The following is a 15270-nucleotide window of genomic DNA, read 5'->3' on the forward strand; positions in this document are numbered from 1 at the left end:
GATCTCCTTTAGGAAGTAGCGTCGCTGGGGATTTTGGCGGTTTCCGTGGGAGCGGCTTCGATCTGAACTAACAGCTGGCCACCGCGTACCTGGTCTCCTTCACAGGCGCCCAGTTTAATTACGGTACCGTCGCGGTCTGCGCGCAGGGCGTGCTCCATTTTCATGGCTTCCATTAAGGCGATAGTGTCTCCCCGCTGAACGCTTTGATTGGGCTCAACCAATACCTGCACCAGGCAACCGTCCATTGGGGCTGTGATGCGGCCACTGCCTTCGTTAAGGCTCGATTTGGCTGGGGCGTGGGTGATATCGACAAAATGAAATTGCCTGCCGTCTAATAGGAGATGCAGATTGCTTTGGTTGGCTAGGAACAATCTCTTTTGGTTAACGCCAACCAGCAGGAGTTCAGCGCTATAAACTCCACTTTCTTTTTTTGATTTCTCAAAATGGACCCACTGAATCAGGAACTGCTGGTCGTCTACTGAGATTTGATAAGAATTATCCACTAACGCCAGCAACTCACAGTTTAGAGTTTGCCCGGAAATTTCCAGCCGATATTTGATCGGCACACTGTTGTCACCACTGCGCCAGTCACTGCGTCCGCTACGCCGATCCTGAGGGTTGGCTTGGCGCAAGTGATTGAGTAATGCGGCTTGGGCCGCAATTTCTGCTGGAACCGGTTCTGCGGATGTCAGCGTGCTGTTTTGGTCGAGAAAACTGGTATCGGCACCGCCAGCGATAAACTGTGATTCGGCCAGGATCTTCTGCAGGAAATGGATATTGTTTTTGGGGCCGATAAATTCCAGCTGGCTTAGGGCTTGGGTTAGCTTGCGCCGAGCTTCTTCTCGATCCTGCCCCCAGGCAATTAATTTGCCGAGCATGGGGTCGTAAAATGGCGTAATTTCGCAGCCACTTTTCAAGGCGTGGTCGATGCGGATTCCTTGCCCCTTTGGCGCCTTCCAGTGGAGCACTTTTCCGGCCTGGGGTAGGAATTGTTGTTCCGGGTCTTCGGCATACAGACGGACTTCAATGGCGTGGCCATGCTGGGTGATTTGCTGTTGGGAGGCTTGAAGGGCTTCGCCGCGTGCTACTGCCAGTTGCCAGGCGACCAGGTCAAAACCGGTTACCATTTCTGTTACCGGGTGCTCGACTTGCAAGCGGGTATTCATTTCCAGGAAATAGAATTCGCCGTTGGGGCAGAGTAGAAACTCTACGGTGCCCGCGCCTATATAACCGCAGGCTCGCGCGGCGTCGACTGCGGCTTGCCCCATTCTTTCCCGCAGCTGGGTGTCGACCACAGGTGAGGGGCATTCTTCAACCACTTTTTGATGGCGTCGTTGTACGGAGCAATCCCGCTCCCCCAGGTGAACACAGTTGCCATGACGATCCGCAAATACCTGGATTTCGATATGGCGAGCGTTGACCAGTGCCTTTTCCAGAATTAATTCGTCGCTGCCGAATGCACTCATGGATTCACTGCGGGCGGCGCGCAACTGGGAGGCCAGTTCGCTGTCTCCGTGAGCCAGGCGCATGCCGCGCCCACCACCGCCTGCGGCGGCTTTGATCATTAACGGGAAGCCAATGCGCCGTGCCTCGGCGATCAGGGTGTCGTCGTCCTGGGCACCCTGGAAGCCGGGAATACAGGGTACGCCGGCAGCGGCAACAAACTCCTTGGCTTTGCGTTTGTTGCCCATTAGTTCTATGACTTCGGCACTCGGGCCAACAAAACGCAGTTCATTCTCTTCGCAAGCGCTGGCAAATTCCGCATTCTCAGCGAGAAAGCCGTAGCCGGGGTGGACGGCGGTGGCTCCGGATTTTTTAGCTGCGGCGAGAATTTTCTGGATATCCAGGTAGGACTCCGCCGAAGTCTGTCCACCAATGGCTACGGCGATATCGGCAGTCTGTGCGTGAAGTGCATCGCAGTCCGCATCGCTGTAGACGGCGACGGTGCGATAGCCCTCCGCCCGGGCAGTACGCATAATTCGCAGTGCGATCTCGCCGCGATTGGCGATTAACAGGGTCTCTGTTGTCGACATCAGTGCTGCCACTCCGGTGATCGTTTTTCCAGAAATGCACGGGCTCCTTCGCGCCCTTCATGGCCTTGAATTGCCCGGGAAAACTGCTGCGCAGCGCCGTCGAGCAATTGGCCGAGGGCAGTCTCATTACTCACCCGCGCTGCATCCAGCAAGATTTGCTTGGTCGTTGCCAGGGCGCCGGGAGCGCAGGCATTGATCGCGCCCAGGTGTTCCTGCAGCGCGCCTTCAAGGGCTTCGGAATTATCGAGTAACTGATGGATTAACCCAATTTCCAAAGCCTGCTGTGCATTGACTTTGGCTCCGCTGAGGGCGAGGCGTCGGGCCTGGGAGAGGCCGACCCGTGCCACGACAAAGGGAGCAATTTGTGCAGGCGGTAAACCCAGGCGGGTTTCCGGCAGGGCAAAGCGGCAACTGCGATCGGCAATAGCAATATCGGCACTGCAAGCGAGCCCGAAACCACCGCCCATTACGGCACCTTCCAATACCGCAATGACTACCAGGGGAGTGCGATTAAATCGCTCCATCAATTCGCCGAAGCGGCGGTTGAGGTGGAAGAACGCATCGCTGTTGCCATTACTCGCGCCCTGTTGTGCGTTGAGCATATCGGCAATATCCCCACCGGCGCAGAAATTGTGTTCTGTACCGCGCAGCACCAGTGCTCGCACCTGCGGGTCTTCTTCCGCTTCTGCGAGCTTTTGCAGAAGCTCATCCACCATTTGCAAACTGATGGCGTTGCGCTGTTGCGGGCGATTTAGCGTGAGGTGGCAGGCGATGCCGATGGTTTCATCAATGATTGTCTGCATGGCCTGACCTTATGCGTTGGGTTTACGCTTGCCGGGCAGTATGCCCATCAGCTTACAGATAATGCCGAGCATTACTTCATCGGCACCGCCGCCGATAGCGGTGAGACGGCTATCCCGGTATGCGCGGTTGATTACCGTTTCCTCGATATAGCCCATGCCACCCCAGAACTGCAGGCACTGATCGGGGATAGAGCGGGACAAGCGGCCAGCCTTGAGCTTGGCCATTGAAGCAAGGGTAGTGACATCTTCACCGGCTACATAAGCTTCCACCGCACGCCAGGTTAATGAGCGCAGGCACTCCACTTCGGTCTGCATTTCCGCGAGAGCAAAATGGATGGTTTGGTTGTCGATCAATGGCGCTTTAAAGGCCTGACGTTCGCGCACATAGTCGATGGTGGTACTTACGCAGTTCTCCAGTCCTTTTAAGTTCAGCGCGGCACCGGCGAGGCGCTCCTCCTGGAATTGCAGCATTTGCAGCAGGAAACCGGCACCTTCATCGCCGATACGGAAATGTTTGGGCACCCGCACATTGTCAAAAAAGATAGGGGCGGTTTCTGATGAGCGCATGCCCAGTTTGTCGAGCTTTTCGCCGATGCGTACCCCTGGTGTTTTCGCCGGAATAATGATCAAGGATTTGTTGCTGTGGGATTTGCCCTCACTGGTATTGACCAGGGTGCAGAAAAAGTCTGCGCAGGGAGCGTTGGTGATCCACATTTTGCTGCCGTCGATCACATAGTCGTCGCCATCGCTTTTTGCAGTGGTTTTAATTGAGGCAACATCGGAACCGGCGCCCGGTTCGGATACGGCGATTGCGCCGATCATCTCTCCGTTCACAGCGGGAATCAGGAACTGCTCTTTGAGATCCTGGCTGCCGAAGTTGGCCAGGGCAGGGGTACACATGGAGGTCTGCACTGAAATCGATAGGGGCACGCCGCCACAGTGGGCGCCGCCCAGCTCCTCCAGGAAAACGGTTTCATAACTGAAGTCGAGCCCCAGGCCGCCGAAGTCAGTGGACTTGCTGATGCCAAGCAGACCCAGACCGCCCAGTTGCTGGAAAATTTCGCGGATGGGAAAGCGGCCGGCGTTTTCCCATTCCGCCACATTGGGGTTAATTACCTGCTGTACAAAATTTTGTACGGTGCGCTGCAGTTCCCGGTGTTGATCGCTAAATATCATTATTATTTTCCCTGCCTTGAAGTGTGAACCCGGTGATGATGTGAATGGGCAACCGCACTTCCTTGTTGCCCAGGTTTTTCGGTTTAAAACCTTGCTACGCCAAAGGTGTTTTCATTCAGTTTGCTCTGCTCGGCCTCCTTGCAAACTTCTAGCAACATGCCTAAAAGTTTGCGCGTATCGCGGGGATCGATAATGCCGTCATCCCAGAGGCGCGCACTGCAGGCGAGAGCATCTGAATTGCCCTGCATAAAGGCGCTGGTGTCGTTTTCCAATTTGTCCAACACCGTCTCATCCACATTGCCGCTGCGTTGCATTTTTTGCTCGGTGACGATGCGCATTACCTTGCCGGCCTGGGCTGCGCCCATAACGGCGGTGCGGGAATTGGGCCAGGCAAAAATAAAGCGGGGATCGAATCCGCGACCGCACATGGCGTAGTTGCCGGCCCCATAGGAGCCGCCCACGACAATGCTGAGTTTTGGTACGCTGGCATTGGCCACGGCCTGAATCATTTTGGCCCCGTGCTTGATGATGCCGTTGCGCTCCACCTCGGTACCCACCATAAATCCGGTGGTGTTATGTAAAAACAGCAGTGGCGTGCCACTCTGTTCGCACAACTGAATAAACTGCGCGGCCTTGTTGGCCCCCTTGGGGGTGATGGGGCCGTTATTCCCGATAATCCCCACGGGGAAGCCTTCGATACGAATATGGCCGCACACGGTTTGTCGATCGAATTCCGGTTTGAAATCCAGCATGGCAGAGCCGTCGGCGATACGAGCCAGAATTTCGCGCACGTCGTAAGGCTTTTTACTGTCTGCTGGAATCAGGCCGAGCAGGTCGTCGATAGGGTGCAGAGGGTCCTGGTAATCTTTTTCTTCAGAGCGTTTAATTGGTGAGGGGAGGGCTGCAACAATCTCTCTTGCAATGCGAATACCATCGGCGTCGTTCTCTGCCAGGTAATCGCCACTGCCGGATTCGGTACAATGCATTTCTGCTCCGCCGAGACTCTCTTCATCGGCAATTTCACCGGTGGCTGCTTTCAGCAGCGGCGGCCCAGCCAGGTACATACCGGTTTGCCCACGCACCATAACGACATAATCTGACAGGCCCGGCTGATAGGCACCGCCGGCAGTAGCGCCGCCATGTACCACAGTAATTTGCGGAATGCCGGCGGCAGACATGCGCGCCTGGTTGGCAAATCCGCGGCCTCCTGGGGCAAAAGTATCGGTGGCATACATCAAGTTGGCGCCGCCACTTTGTGCCAGAGCGACTACCGGCAGATGGTTTTCCAGTGCGATCCGCTGCATTCGCAGGGCTTTATCCATACCGGCGGGGGAGATGGTGCCACCTTTTACGGCATAGTTATCTACCCGCACCATACAGCGTCGACCACTGATTTGACCGATGCCGCAAATGGCACCGCCGCCCGCACCGGTGCCATCCTGGTCGTCAAACAGTTTATAGCCGGCGAGGGAGCACAGTTCGATAAAAGGGGCGCCGGGGTCGAGGAGTAAATTGAGGCGCTCCCTTGGCAGCAGCCAGCCCCGATCACGATAGCGGGCAGCCTTGCTTTTTTCCGCTTGTATCGGGCGTTGCTCGGCCTCGCGAAACTGGTTGATCTGTTCCAACATGGCAGATTTGTTGTCATTGAACTCTGCCGAGCGGTTGTCGAGCTGGGAGTCAATCGGCTGCATTAGAGCTTGCCCTCCGCTTCCAACTCTTCCACTACCTGGGGCCGACGCTTGCGGTGGAATCCGTTATAGCGTTTGGAGTTACTGGCGGCTTGTGGTTGCCAAAGCGGGGAGTGATGCTTGAGGCTGGAGCCACCGTCGATGCGCAGGGTTTGGCCGGTGATATAGCTGGCTGCATCGGACAGCAGGAAACACACGGCGCCACTGACTTCGGCTTCCTCTCCCAGCCGGTAGAGGGGAATACTATCGCGGAAGCCCGGCAGTAGCTCGCGCAGGAATTTGGGGTCGTAGGTATCAAAACCGCTGGAGAGAATATAGCCCGGTGCTACGGCGTTAACTCGAACGCCAAAAGACGCCCATTCCAGTGCAGCGGTTTCGGTAATATTTTCCATGCCGGCGCGGGCAGCACCGGAGTGGCCCATCATCGGCATACCGCCCGCATTATCCGCCGTGATATTTACAATACTGCCGCCGTGCTGCTTCATCGACTGCACAAAAACTTCGCGGGACATTAAAAAGCCACCGAGCAGGTTGCTGCGGACGACGGCATCGAAGCCTTTTGTGTTGATCTGCTCAAGGGGGGAGGGGAACTGGCCACCGGCATTGTTCACTAAGCCGTGGATTTGGCCTCGGGCCTGGACTATTTGCCCCACTGTCTCCTGCACTCCTTCTTCATCGCGGATGTCCAGGCTGAATAAGCTGCACTCGCCAGCATCGTTGTTGATCTCGCCAGCAACCCTTTCCAGCTTGTCCAGTTTGCGCCCAATCAATACTACATGGGCGCCGAGGCTGGCCAATTCGTGGGCAATGCAGCGTCCAATACCGCTGCCGCCACCGGTGACGATATAGGTTTGCTCGCTAAAGCTGCCGGAGCGCAGCTGGCTTTGATAGCGCATGAAAGTTTCCTTCTTCTTGGGCCTGTCAGGCCTGTTCAATTTTTATTGTTCTTGTCGGCGCTTGCGCCTGCGTGTGGGAAAACGCAGAATAGCTTAACGCTACCAAGCAAGCGCTTGGTATTCAAGAGTTGGCTTCTTTTTAATCATGTGGTTGTTAGGTGGCCGATCCGTCTGCAAGAGAATGCGAAAAAGAAAGCAAAGAGTTGGGAGTGTTTCGTGCAAGAGAGCGCACAGGTGGAGTTAGGTGAAGTACAAGGTGCTATGTCACCACAGCAACTAATTGGAACTCTGGTAAAGGCGGGGGAGCTTACAGACCCGGCCTCCCCGCGAGGGCGTTTGCTCAATGCTGCTGCGCGCCTGTTTGAGCAAAAGGGCTTTTCACGTACCACCGTGCGAGATCTGGCCGCGGAAGTGGGCATTCTGTCTGGCAGTATTTTTCATCATTTCTCCAGTAAGGAGCAGATTCTCTGCGAAGTGATGAAGGAGGTAACGATTTTCGCCAGCGCCCGTATGCGCAGTGCGGTGGAGCAGGCCGCGTCTCCTCAGGAGAAGTTGCGCGCCTGCATCCAGTCTGAACTTGAGGCCATTCACGAGCGGGCGGTGCCGGGTTTTTCCATCTTGGTGATGGAGTGGCGTAGTCTGTCAGACAAAAGCCAGAAAGAAGTGTTGTTACTGCGTGATGAGTACGAGCAAATTTGGCTGGATGCGATCAACTCGGCTCATTGCCCCGGCGGGGATGCCACAGTGGTACGCCGCCTTATGGTCGGTGCGCTGAGTCACACCTATAGCTGGTTTAAAGCCAGGGAGAATGGATTGACCATTCCCGAGCTGGCCGATCGGGCCTATCAAATCTTCGCGCCGAAGATTTAAGCACTAGATTTAAGAACTATAAGTCTTAAACACGAAAGTAATACTAATTACCGGCAAAGTGCCAATAAAACTGTGCACTTTGCCACCTTTCCTGCCAATTTCTCCTCTTTAAAGACTTTCCTGAGAACTGGTGCGCACCCGTTTTTTCCCGAATCTTTTACTCTGCGCGCAAGATGTAATAATTGTGACAATAAGTGTCACTTGGTGACAGGAGAGGGAAATGGCGGGCCAGGATTTATACCAGGTGGTTTCCACAGGACGGATGCTTCACGCCAAAAAACCAGAAGTTGTGACTCGGGATATCGCCAAACTATTCTCGATTCCAGAAGCACAGGCTCGCAGGTTACTGCTAAAGGGCTGGGTGATTAAAGATAGCTTGATATCGTCACAGGCCCTGGAGTACAGGGCTCGTCTGCACAAGATGGGGCTGCGTGCCGAGGTTTGTCCTGCGGGAAAGTTCGATAACCGGCAGTTGATCGCAAAAATCAAAGTAGCCCAGCGACGTAGGGCCAGTGTAGAGGCGAAGCCTTCAACCCAAACCGCATTGGAAACGGCTTCCAATGGTAAGGCTCTGAAAGAACAGGCTTTGAAAGAGGGAAAGGCGTTTCAGAATGGGGAGGATTTAGATAGCCCTACTGTAACTTCCGCAAAAGTGAGAGGCGGAAGTGCTACAGAGCGGCCAGAAACACAATTAACCCCTCAAAAGGCCAAATCAAAACCAGAAAAGCCAGAGGCGAAAGGAAAAGAAAAGCCTCTCTTCAGTAGTAAGAAGTCAACCGTGACTACCTCAGGGGTACGGGTTCTCCTTGGGCTGCTTCCCGCGATAGTGACTCCTGCCGTTTTTATTTGTGTTGCAACACTGTGCCTTTATGGTGCCGGCGCACTGCTATGGCAGATTCCTCAGGCGGTTTGGCAGGGGGAATTAACTGGCGCTACTCTGCTGTTTAGTTTGGGGGGAGTGACAGTCATTGTTTTCTTAATGCTGTTGTTGGCTTTGCCCTACTTCTGCTTTCCCAGGGATGCTCGTACTCAGCCTGGTGAAAAGCCCTTAAAGCATTCTGAGAGCAAAGACCTGTGGCGTTTGCTTGAACAACTATCAAACGCAACAAAGTTACCAAGGGTACAGGCTTTGATATTAAGCCCGGATGCCCGTGTCTACTGTGCCCCCAGGTTTTCTGAGGTGATGCGCCAAGAGCTGCCACTAAATTTGGGGTTGGCCAGTGTCACTTCCCTGCGTGGCAGTGAGACCCTGGCATTGATGGCGCGCAACCTTGGCCTTTACCAGGGAAAGCTCAATGGCCTGCTGGCCTGGCTGGTTTTGGATGGAGTGCGCCGCCTGGAGCTGATGCAGTGGGCTCTGGAAAATGAGCGAAGTGTATTGTGCAGCCGGGGTGAGCCGGGGCCGCTGAAACCCTTCCATCAAATGCTGGTTACTTGTGGGTATTTCCTGTTGCCATTGATCGAGCGGCTCGAAAATCTGCACCGTGCCTTAACTCGAAGGAGTGCCCTTTATCTGGAATCCCGTGCGGACCTCTGGGCCGCCGATTTGATTGGCAGTGAGGCATTCACCGAGTTTGCTGGGAATTGGCATCGCCTGGTGCATGCAGACCTAATGGTTGCCGAGATTGCGCGAGAGGCATCAGCAGTGGGGCAGTGCTTTGAAAATATTCCTGTCGCTGTGGCCTGGACCCTGGAAAATCTTGATGAGGAAACCGGTAAAACCATCGAGCTTTCGATGAGTCAGGCCAGTTATCCCTGGGATGTCTTTGAAGCGGCAGATCTGGAACGTATTGAGAGTGTTCAGCAGCGCAATTTGAATGGGCGCCTGCAGAGGGCGTTTTCCCTGGAAAACCTCTTTGTCGATTTCCCCACATTGGCCAGGAACATCAGTGCGGAGGCGAGTGCTCCCGACTGTCAGGTAGTGGAGAATCGCCGGTTACTCAGCTCCAGCCGTGAGGCGGAAGAGGCATTAGAGGTGATGGATGTTTATTTTAACCGCCTGCCGCCTCTCACTTTACTGCCCCTGCGTAGGCCAGCCTCACAGGAACTGCAGGCGATGGATCTGCAGAGCAGTATCGATTGGCTGCGCAGTAAATTAATTGAGCTGCGTGAGTTACGCGAGCAACGCGAGAGCGCGCGCCTGCTGATGGTGTCGATACAGCTGGGGGCGGCGCTGATTCGAGCCAAAGTGCGTATCGAACCGCAGGACTACTCCTTGAATAGTGCCAGCCTCGCAGCGGCTCAGGAAACCGCGGCAATAAAAAGGTCTGAGCTGGAAGAAATCGAGCGGCAGCTCCAGCATATCTATTCAGTGTTTTACCAGCGTTTGTGCTTGGCCGTTGTGGTGATGCCTGCACGGGAGCGACAGCAGGCACGGAGTCTGCTGAGCCAGCTGGCGGCTTATGAAGCGCTGGCAACACACATTGAACGCCTTGCGGGTTACAGCACCAGTCTCGCAATCTTTGCGGGGCGACTGTCCCCGGACCTGGCCGAGCGGGAACTGGTGCAGAAATACCTGTCCCTTTCCGCGCGGGAGCTGGATGCCACCTTCGCCACGGTGGAGTCATCTGAGTTGTTAAAAGCTCAGGGATTGGATAGCGCGCTTTGTATCAAGGCCAAGCGTGAGCCATTGCAGCAGTTACCCCAGCGACATCAGGAAGCCTTGGCGGTGGTACATACTATGGAGTCCCGCTGCAAATACGCGATTTCGATTATTTTGGAGCGCTACCAGATTCAACTGGCGGCTCTGCTGCAACGCTGCTTGGACAGAGAGGGGCAATTGGAAGTGAATCCCTTGCGTCTCCTGCAGGCGGTCTAGCCGCCGGCGAGCTTAACTTTGTAGTTTTTAGATTCCAGCAATGCTTTGATTTCGGCGCGCTTATCGCCCTGAATTTCGATTACCCCGTCTTTCAGGGCGCCGCCACAGCCGCAGCGTTTTTTCAATTCTGCCAGCAGTAATTTCAGCTCACTATCTGTACCGTCTACGCCGCGCACACAGGTGACCCCCTTGCCTTTGCGCCCTTTGGTCTCTCTTTGGATACGTACGATCCCATCACCTTGGTGCTGCTTTTCCGCTGCGGGCTCCTCTTTGATACGACCGCGGTCGGTGGAGTAGACGAGACGATTTTCCTTGGCCATAGCGTTGGGCTCCTAAAAAAATTTTGCACTGAATAGCTCGGGCGCGATTGTGCCCGAGGCGCGATGGAAGTCAAAGAGGCCGCCGTTAGTTCTTTAAGGAAACGGAAGAAGCGGAATAGGGGGCGACCCGCCAGCCGCCAGCGGGTAAAATTTCGAGGCAATTCCCTAGCAGCTGGTAGAAGAGGTTGATCCATGGCGTTGACTGGACGTCGCAAACTGCTCAATGAAGTGATCTTTGGCACCGACACGCCCGCGGGGCGTAACTTCGATGTGTTCTTGATCTGGGCAATTTTAATTAGTGTTGGGCTGGTACTATTGGCTTCGATTGGCCCAATCGCACAACGTTACGGGGCGCTACTGACCACATTGGAGTGGCTTTTCACCGGTCTTTTTACCTTGGAATACGCTGCCCGTATTTACTGTTCGGTTAATCGGCGCAAATATATTTTCAGTTTTTATGGCGTTGTCGACCTGCTGGCAATTCTGCCCAGTTACCTGGCTCTTCTCTATACCGGGGCCACTTATCTGCTGGTGATCCGCTTACTGCGCGTGTTGCGTATCTTCAGGATTTTAAAGTTGGTGCGCTACCTGCAGGATGCCAACCTGCTATTGCGGGCCTTAGGGCTGGCCCGGCGGAAAATTCTGGTGTTTTACTCCAGCGTCCTGGTGATGTGTATTATCTTCGGCTCGCTGATGTTTGTGGTGGAGGGGCCGGAAAACGGATTTACCAGTATCCCCACCAGTGTTTACTGGGCGATTGTGACCATTACCACCGTTGGCTATGGGGATATTTCTCCTCAAACGCCATTGGGGCAGGGTATAGCAGCCATGACCATGTTGATTGGTTATTCAATTATTGCCGTACCAACGGGCATCCTTACCGCTGAGCTGGCGGGTGAGATGCATCGCGAACGCAAACATCACCGCTGTAACAACTGTGGCCGCAGCACCCATGATCCAGATGCGGAATACTGCAAGTTTTGTGGGTACCGGCTGGAGCTTCCCACATTAGCGGAAAAGGTGTGACCTGGTTGTGGGTGCCCCAAAGGGGCACCCTGCTGTCATGTGAGGCCTAGTTCGGCGGGCTACCATTCGACTGGCACTTTTACAGCAACCACTTCTGCCTTTGCGCAAAGGCGCCCGTCGCTACTGAGGTCACAGTGCAAGATGGTCTTCTTGGGGCCGCGTTCGACAATAGAGGCTTCCAGAATCACCGGTTTATCGATGGCAGCGGGCGCCAGGTACTTGATGTCCAGCTTGCCAGTGGCAAACCAGATTTTATCCCCGCTGCCCACATTGCGACCCGCTTGCAGATAGCCATCGGCGATGGCGGTACAAATGGTGTGACAATCAATCACTGTAGCGATAATACCGCCGTTCAAATATTGAGCGGGTCCGGCATTGTGGTAGGGGCTGGGTGTAAATTCACAACGGGATTTATCCGGCTCTACCCAATAGCTTTTAATACGCAGGCCCTGGTCGTTGTCCGACCCGCAACCAAAACAATGGTTGCCCTGAATCTGATCCTGAATGGCGATTTGCTCAGTCATAACTATCCCTCGCTGTGGACGCGCCATAGTAACGATTTGCGCCAGGGAGGGGAAGAAACTAACCTTGCGGACTTGCAATAGAGTTACCCGAATTATCTGGACCTAGATACATGGAAATATACGGCTTTTGCGCCCCCGGTTTCGAAGCCCTGTTCGAGGCTTTCGGCAAAAATTTTCGCGAGTGTGGAGACACTGGTGCCGCCTTTGCGGTGCGGCGGCAAGGTGAGTTGATCTGCTCCTTGTGGGCGGGCAGTGCCGACCGGGAAGGGGAGAAACCCTTTACGGAAGAAACGCTGGTCAATGTGTTTTCGTCCAGCAAGGGGGTTTTAGCACTGCTCGCTATGCAGCAGGTAGAAGCGGGCAAGTTGGATTTGGATCGCCCAGTCGCAGATTACTGGCCAGAATTTGCGCAGCATAAGAAATCTGTCACCGCGCGCCAACTTCTCTGTCATCGCAGTGGCTTGGTCGCCTTTCGCGAGCGGGTTAAGGACAGTCTTATTTATGATTGGCAGGCGGCCTGCGATGCGGTTGCCCATACAGCCCCGTGGTGGGAGCCAGGCAGTGAGCAGGGCTATGCGCCCTTTCTTTACGGTTGGAGCCTGGGCGGCCTGATAGAGTGCGTTGCAGAAAAACCATTATTGGAACTTTATCGGGAAATGTTAGCCAAACCCCTCAATCTTGATGGCGGCTTTGGTGCAGTGGGACATCTTTCGAGCCGCGTCGCCGATGTGAGCCCGCTGAAACAACCATTGCCGGAGCTGCGTGAGAATGCCATTGGCCGGGCGATCAAAGAAGATCGCAAAGGCCCGGTCGCTATGGCGTTTAGTAATCCGGTGAGCCTGATGATGGGAACTAACAGCCCCGAGTGGCGCAATGCTTTGATTCCCGCAGCCAATGGTCATTTCAGTGCGCGGGATCTGGCGACGGTTTACGGTGATCTGGCAGGGGGAAATCCAACAACCCTTGGACAAAAATGGGTGGATGAAGCCTCGCAAGAACAGAGTTGTGGGCGGGATAAAGTGCTTCAGGCTGAGGTGAGCTTTGGTTGCGGCTTTATTCGCAGTAGTCACTCCGCAGATCTGCGATTCGGCGGAAAGCAGGGATTTGGCCATCCAGGTGCGGGCGGCAGTGTCGGTTTTGCCGACCCAGAGCAGGGCCTGGGAGTGGGTTACATCACTACACGACTGGGGCAAAGTCTGTTTATGGATCGCCGTGCGGTTGGCCTGGTTGAGACACTGTACGGATTATTGTAATGACAGAAGAAGTTTTAAAACTCATGGAGCGTATCGATGAGCTGGAGAGCCGCTTGGCTTTTCAGGAGGATACGATTTCCCAATTAAATGACGTTATTACGCGCCAAGATGCGGATATTCGCTCAGTGGTGGCGAGACTGCGTGAACTTGGAGATAAGTACAGTGCTCTCACCTTCGAAATGCAGGGTGGGGGCAGGCAAGCTGACGAAAAGCCGCCCCATTATTGAGCGGTGTTGAAAAAACGGTTGAGCGGTGTTGAAAAAATGGGCAGTGAATTCGGTGAGTATTCATTATTCATTGCTCCATCACTGAATGGCGCTAGAAAACAAATATGGCGCAAATTTAGAGAGTTTGCCCTGACAAGAATCGTCAAAAATTATCGAAAATATTTTGGCGCCACTTCACTATGACCGTAAGTATTAAAGTGTCTAAAAAAAGTCTGTCTTGTGACGTCTTTGCTATTGACAAACTTTTCCACACTTAAAACCGGGCAGCTTGGCGTCTGATTATTTATCAATACAGTTTGTGCATAAATTTTAGGCTGGTTCTAACTTATTGTTTTTAAAGTAAAAACTAGAGAGTTTAAAAAATATGCAAATCGCTGCAGGCGAGACGGCATGCCGCCTGGCGCGTACCTCTGTTTATTAGTGCACAGAGTTATCCACAAAACCTGTGGAAGAAGTCTGGTTTGATCGCTTTTTATTCAATTGCTGTGGATCTCTGGAGCACAGGAAATATCACAGAAATATCGTAGAAAAGCATCGCAAGAAGATACTGCAACTGAGAGCTTCGAAGCCTGCAATGGGGACTGGTCAATAGAACTGGAATTGGCTTCGTCGTATTCTCCATAGAATTGGTTGGGTTGATTCAGCCGCCGGTCAGCTTTTAGCTGGATAATGCCGGCACTGTGCAGGAGCACTGAACTCAGTGCGTCCCGATACCCGTTTATTAAAAGTGCGTTAGGAGAACCAATAATGAAACATTGGGTAGCAATTCTCGCTATGGGCTCACTGGTAGGCTGTTCCACTCTGGACCCTTACACCGGCGAGAGTAAAACCAGTAATGCCGCCAAGGGGGCTGGAATGGGCGCAGTAGCTGGCGCCATTGTTGGCGTGGCAACTGCGAGTAAGAAAGACCGCAAGAAGGGGGCTCTTACCGGTGCCCTTGGTGGTGCTGCGATTGGTGGCGGTATTGGTTACTACATGGACCGCCAGGAAATGGCTCTTCGTCAGCGCCTGGAAGGTAGCGGCGTGCGAGTTCAGCGGGAAGGTGACAATATTCGCCTGATCATGCCGGGCAATATCACCTTCGGAACCAATCGCTCAGATATCCGTACCGATTTTTACGACACCCTGGAATCGGTTACTGTGGTTTTACAGGAATTCAACAAGACCGCTATCCGTGTGAGCGGCCATACCGACAGCACGGGTTCCGATGTGTATAACCAGTCCCTGAGTGAGCAGCGGGCCAATTCTGTGGCGAGCTTCTTTAGCCACAATGGTGTTTCTGTCGGCCGCGTGCAGGCCGTTGGTTATGGTGAGCGCTACCCGCTGGCCAGCAACGACTCTGAGTCTGGTCGCCAGGCCAACCGTCGGGTTGAGCTGGAATTACTGCCACTGTAATTCTTTTGTGCAACTGAACTGATAAACAGTTGTATGTCACTGCGTCTAGATGCTCCTTGGTCTCAAGGGTGACCTTGTACGCAGTGACACAAGCCTTTCTTTCCTATTTGCGCCTTGCGTCACCTCAGCAGAGATTCCCCATTCTCCTGTAATAACTCACGTCCTCTCTGCCTCTGTGAATCACCGATCTTCGCAGGCCCCACATTATTGTTTGTCTGGTTGTTTTTTATACGGATGAAGG

13 protein-coding genes are annotated in these 15270 nt (G+C 54.0%); 6 read left to right on the forward strand and 7 right to left on the reverse strand.

Translation table 11 applies throughout. The features are described 5' to 3' along the window. Nucleotides 1–8: 8 nt before the first annotated feature. From ACXAFI_RS07655 to ACXAFI_RS07675, 5 genes are all read right to left on the reverse strand, one after another. Nucleotides 9–2033, reverse strand: coding sequence for an acetyl/propionyl/methylcrotonyl-CoA carboxylase subunit alpha (locus ACXAFI_RS07655; RefSeq protein ID WP_475108318.1), 2025 nt, complete (start codon nucleotides 2031–2033; stop codon nucleotides 9–11). Beyond that, nucleotides 2033–2836: an enoyl-CoA hydratase/isomerase family protein gene (locus ACXAFI_RS07660; RefSeq protein WP_475108319.1), complete on the reverse strand. Its 804-nt coding sequence runs from the start codon at nucleotides 2834–2836 to the stop codon at nucleotides 2033–2035. Before ACXAFI_RS07660 ends, ACXAFI_RS07655 begins: the two co-directional genes overlap by 1 nt. A 9-nt stretch (nucleotides 2837–2845) precedes the next feature. After that, entirely contained in the window at nucleotides 2846–4012 is a 1167-nt protein-coding gene (locus tag ACXAFI_RS07665) for an acyl-CoA dehydrogenase family protein (RefSeq protein ID WP_475108320.1), read from the reverse strand. A gap of 83 nt (nucleotides 4013–4095) precedes the next feature. Continuing rightward, a complete protein-coding gene (locus ACXAFI_RS07670; protein ID WP_475108321.1) occupies nucleotides 4096–5703 on the reverse strand; it encodes an acyl-CoA carboxylase subunit beta in 1608 nt (535 codons plus the stop codon). Beyond that, nucleotides 5703–6596, reverse strand: a complete 894-nt coding sequence (locus ACXAFI_RS07675; protein ID WP_475108322.1) for an SDR family oxidoreductase — start codon at nucleotides 6594–6596, stop codon at nucleotides 5703–5705. The genes ACXAFI_RS07670 and ACXAFI_RS07675 overlap by 1 nt, the downstream gene beginning before the upstream one ends. Nucleotides 6597–6812: 216 nt before the next feature. Here ACXAFI_RS07675 and ACXAFI_RS07680 point away from each other — a divergent pair, with 216 nt between their 5' ends. Both ACXAFI_RS07680 and ACXAFI_RS07685 read left to right on the forward strand, forming a co-directional pair. Then, complete coding sequence (locus tag ACXAFI_RS07680; RefSeq protein ID WP_444922331.1) at nucleotides 6813–7466, forward strand: TetR/AcrR family transcriptional regulator; 654 nt, start codon at nucleotides 6813–6815, stop codon at nucleotides 7464–7466. Between the two features lie 220 nt (nucleotides 7467–7686). After that, nucleotides 7687–10284 carry a M48 family metalloprotease gene (locus ACXAFI_RS07685; RefSeq protein ID WP_475108323.1) on the forward strand — a complete coding sequence of 866 codons (2598 nt, stop codon included), beginning with the start codon at nucleotides 7687–7689 and terminating at the stop codon, nucleotides 10282–10284. Here ACXAFI_RS07685 and yciH read toward each other — a convergent pair. Further along, nucleotides 10281–10604, reverse strand: coding sequence for a stress response translation initiation inhibitor YciH (gene yciH / locus ACXAFI_RS07690; RefSeq protein WP_226648754.1), 324 nt, complete (start codon nucleotides 10602–10604; stop codon nucleotides 10281–10283). The two genes, ACXAFI_RS07685 and yciH, sit on opposite strands and share 4 nt — an antisense overlap. A gap of 192 nt (nucleotides 10605–10796) precedes the next feature. On the opposite strand from yciH, the gene ACXAFI_RS07695 reads away from it, so the two are divergent. Next, the gene (locus ACXAFI_RS07695; RefSeq protein ID WP_444922329.1) at nucleotides 10797–11630 is read left to right on the forward strand and encodes an ion transporter; all 834 of its coding nucleotides are present in this window, start codon (nucleotides 10797–10799) and stop codon (nucleotides 11628–11630) included. Nucleotides 11631–11689: 59 nt separating this feature from the next. Here the strand turns inward: ACXAFI_RS07695 and ACXAFI_RS07700 are convergent, their stop codons facing one another. Then, complete coding sequence (locus ACXAFI_RS07700) at nucleotides 11690–12232, reverse strand: PaaI family thioesterase (protein WP_475108324.1); 543 nt, start codon at nucleotides 12230–12232, stop codon at nucleotides 11690–11692. Between the two features lie 32 nt (nucleotides 12233–12264). Here ACXAFI_RS07700 and ACXAFI_RS07705 point away from each other — a divergent pair, with 32 nt between their 5' ends. From ACXAFI_RS07705 to ACXAFI_RS07715, 3 genes are all read left to right on the forward strand, one after another. Continuing rightward, entirely contained in the window at nucleotides 12265–13407 is a 1143-nt protein-coding gene (locus ACXAFI_RS07705) for a serine hydrolase domain-containing protein (RefSeq protein ID WP_475108325.1), read from the forward strand. After that, complete coding sequence (locus ACXAFI_RS07710) at nucleotides 13407–13634, forward strand: SlyX family protein (RefSeq protein WP_152453769.1); 228 nt, start codon at nucleotides 13407–13409, stop codon at nucleotides 13632–13634. The genes ACXAFI_RS07705 and ACXAFI_RS07710 overlap by 1 nt, the downstream gene beginning before the upstream one ends. A gap of 747 nt (nucleotides 13635–14381) precedes the next feature. Further along, a complete protein-coding gene (locus tag ACXAFI_RS07715) occupies nucleotides 14382–15029 on the forward strand; it encodes a YiaD family glycine zipper/OmpA-like lipoprotein (RefSeq protein WP_152453768.1) in 648 nt (215 codons plus the stop codon). The last annotated feature ends 241 nt before the right edge of the window (nucleotides 15030–15270 follow it).

This window comes from Microbulbifer sp. ABH2_005 (assembly GCF_056160005.1).

Bases quoted from the DNA above. Each gene is read 5' to 3' on its own strand.
- yciH (WP_226648754.1), bottom strand. From the start codon at position 10,604: ATGGCCAAGGAAAATCGTCTCGTCTACTCCACCGACCGCGGTCGTATC.
- ACXAFI_RS07675 (WP_475108322.1), bottom strand. From the start codon at position 6,596: ATGCGCTATCAAAGCCAGCTGCGCTCCGGCAGCTTTAGCGAGCAAACC.
- ACXAFI_RS07695 (WP_444922329.1), top strand. From the start codon at position 10,797: ATGGCGTTGACTGGACGTCGCAAACTGCTCAATGAAGTGATCTTTGGC.
- ACXAFI_RS07670 (WP_475108321.1), bottom strand. From the start codon at position 5,703: ATGCAGCCGATTGACTCCCAGCTCGACAACCGCTCGGCAGAGTTCAAT.
- ACXAFI_RS07655 (WP_475108318.1), bottom strand. From the start codon at position 2,033: ATGTCGACAACAGAGACCCTGTTAATCGCCAATCGCGGCGAGATCGCA.
- ACXAFI_RS07710 (WP_152453769.1), top strand. From the start codon at position 13,407: ATGACAGAAGAAGTTTTAAAACTCATGGAGCGTATCGATGAGCTGGAG.
- ACXAFI_RS07705 (WP_475108325.1), top strand. From the start codon at position 12,265: ATGGAAATATACGGCTTTTGCGCCCCCGGTTTCGAAGCCCTGTTCGAG.
- ACXAFI_RS07665 (WP_475108320.1), bottom strand. From the start codon at position 4,012: ATGATATTTAGCGATCAACACCGGGAACTGCAGCGCACCGTACAAAAT.
- ACXAFI_RS07685 (WP_475108323.1), top strand. From the start codon at position 7,687: ATGGCGGGCCAGGATTTATACCAGGTGGTTTCCACAGGACGGATGCTT.
- ACXAFI_RS07715 (WP_152453768.1), top strand. From the start codon at position 14,382: ATGAAACATTGGGTAGCAATTCTCGCTATGGGCTCACTGGTAGGCTGT.
- ACXAFI_RS07660 (WP_475108319.1), bottom strand. From the start codon at position 2,836: ATGCAGACAATCATTGATGAAACCATCGGCATCGCCTGCCACCTCACG.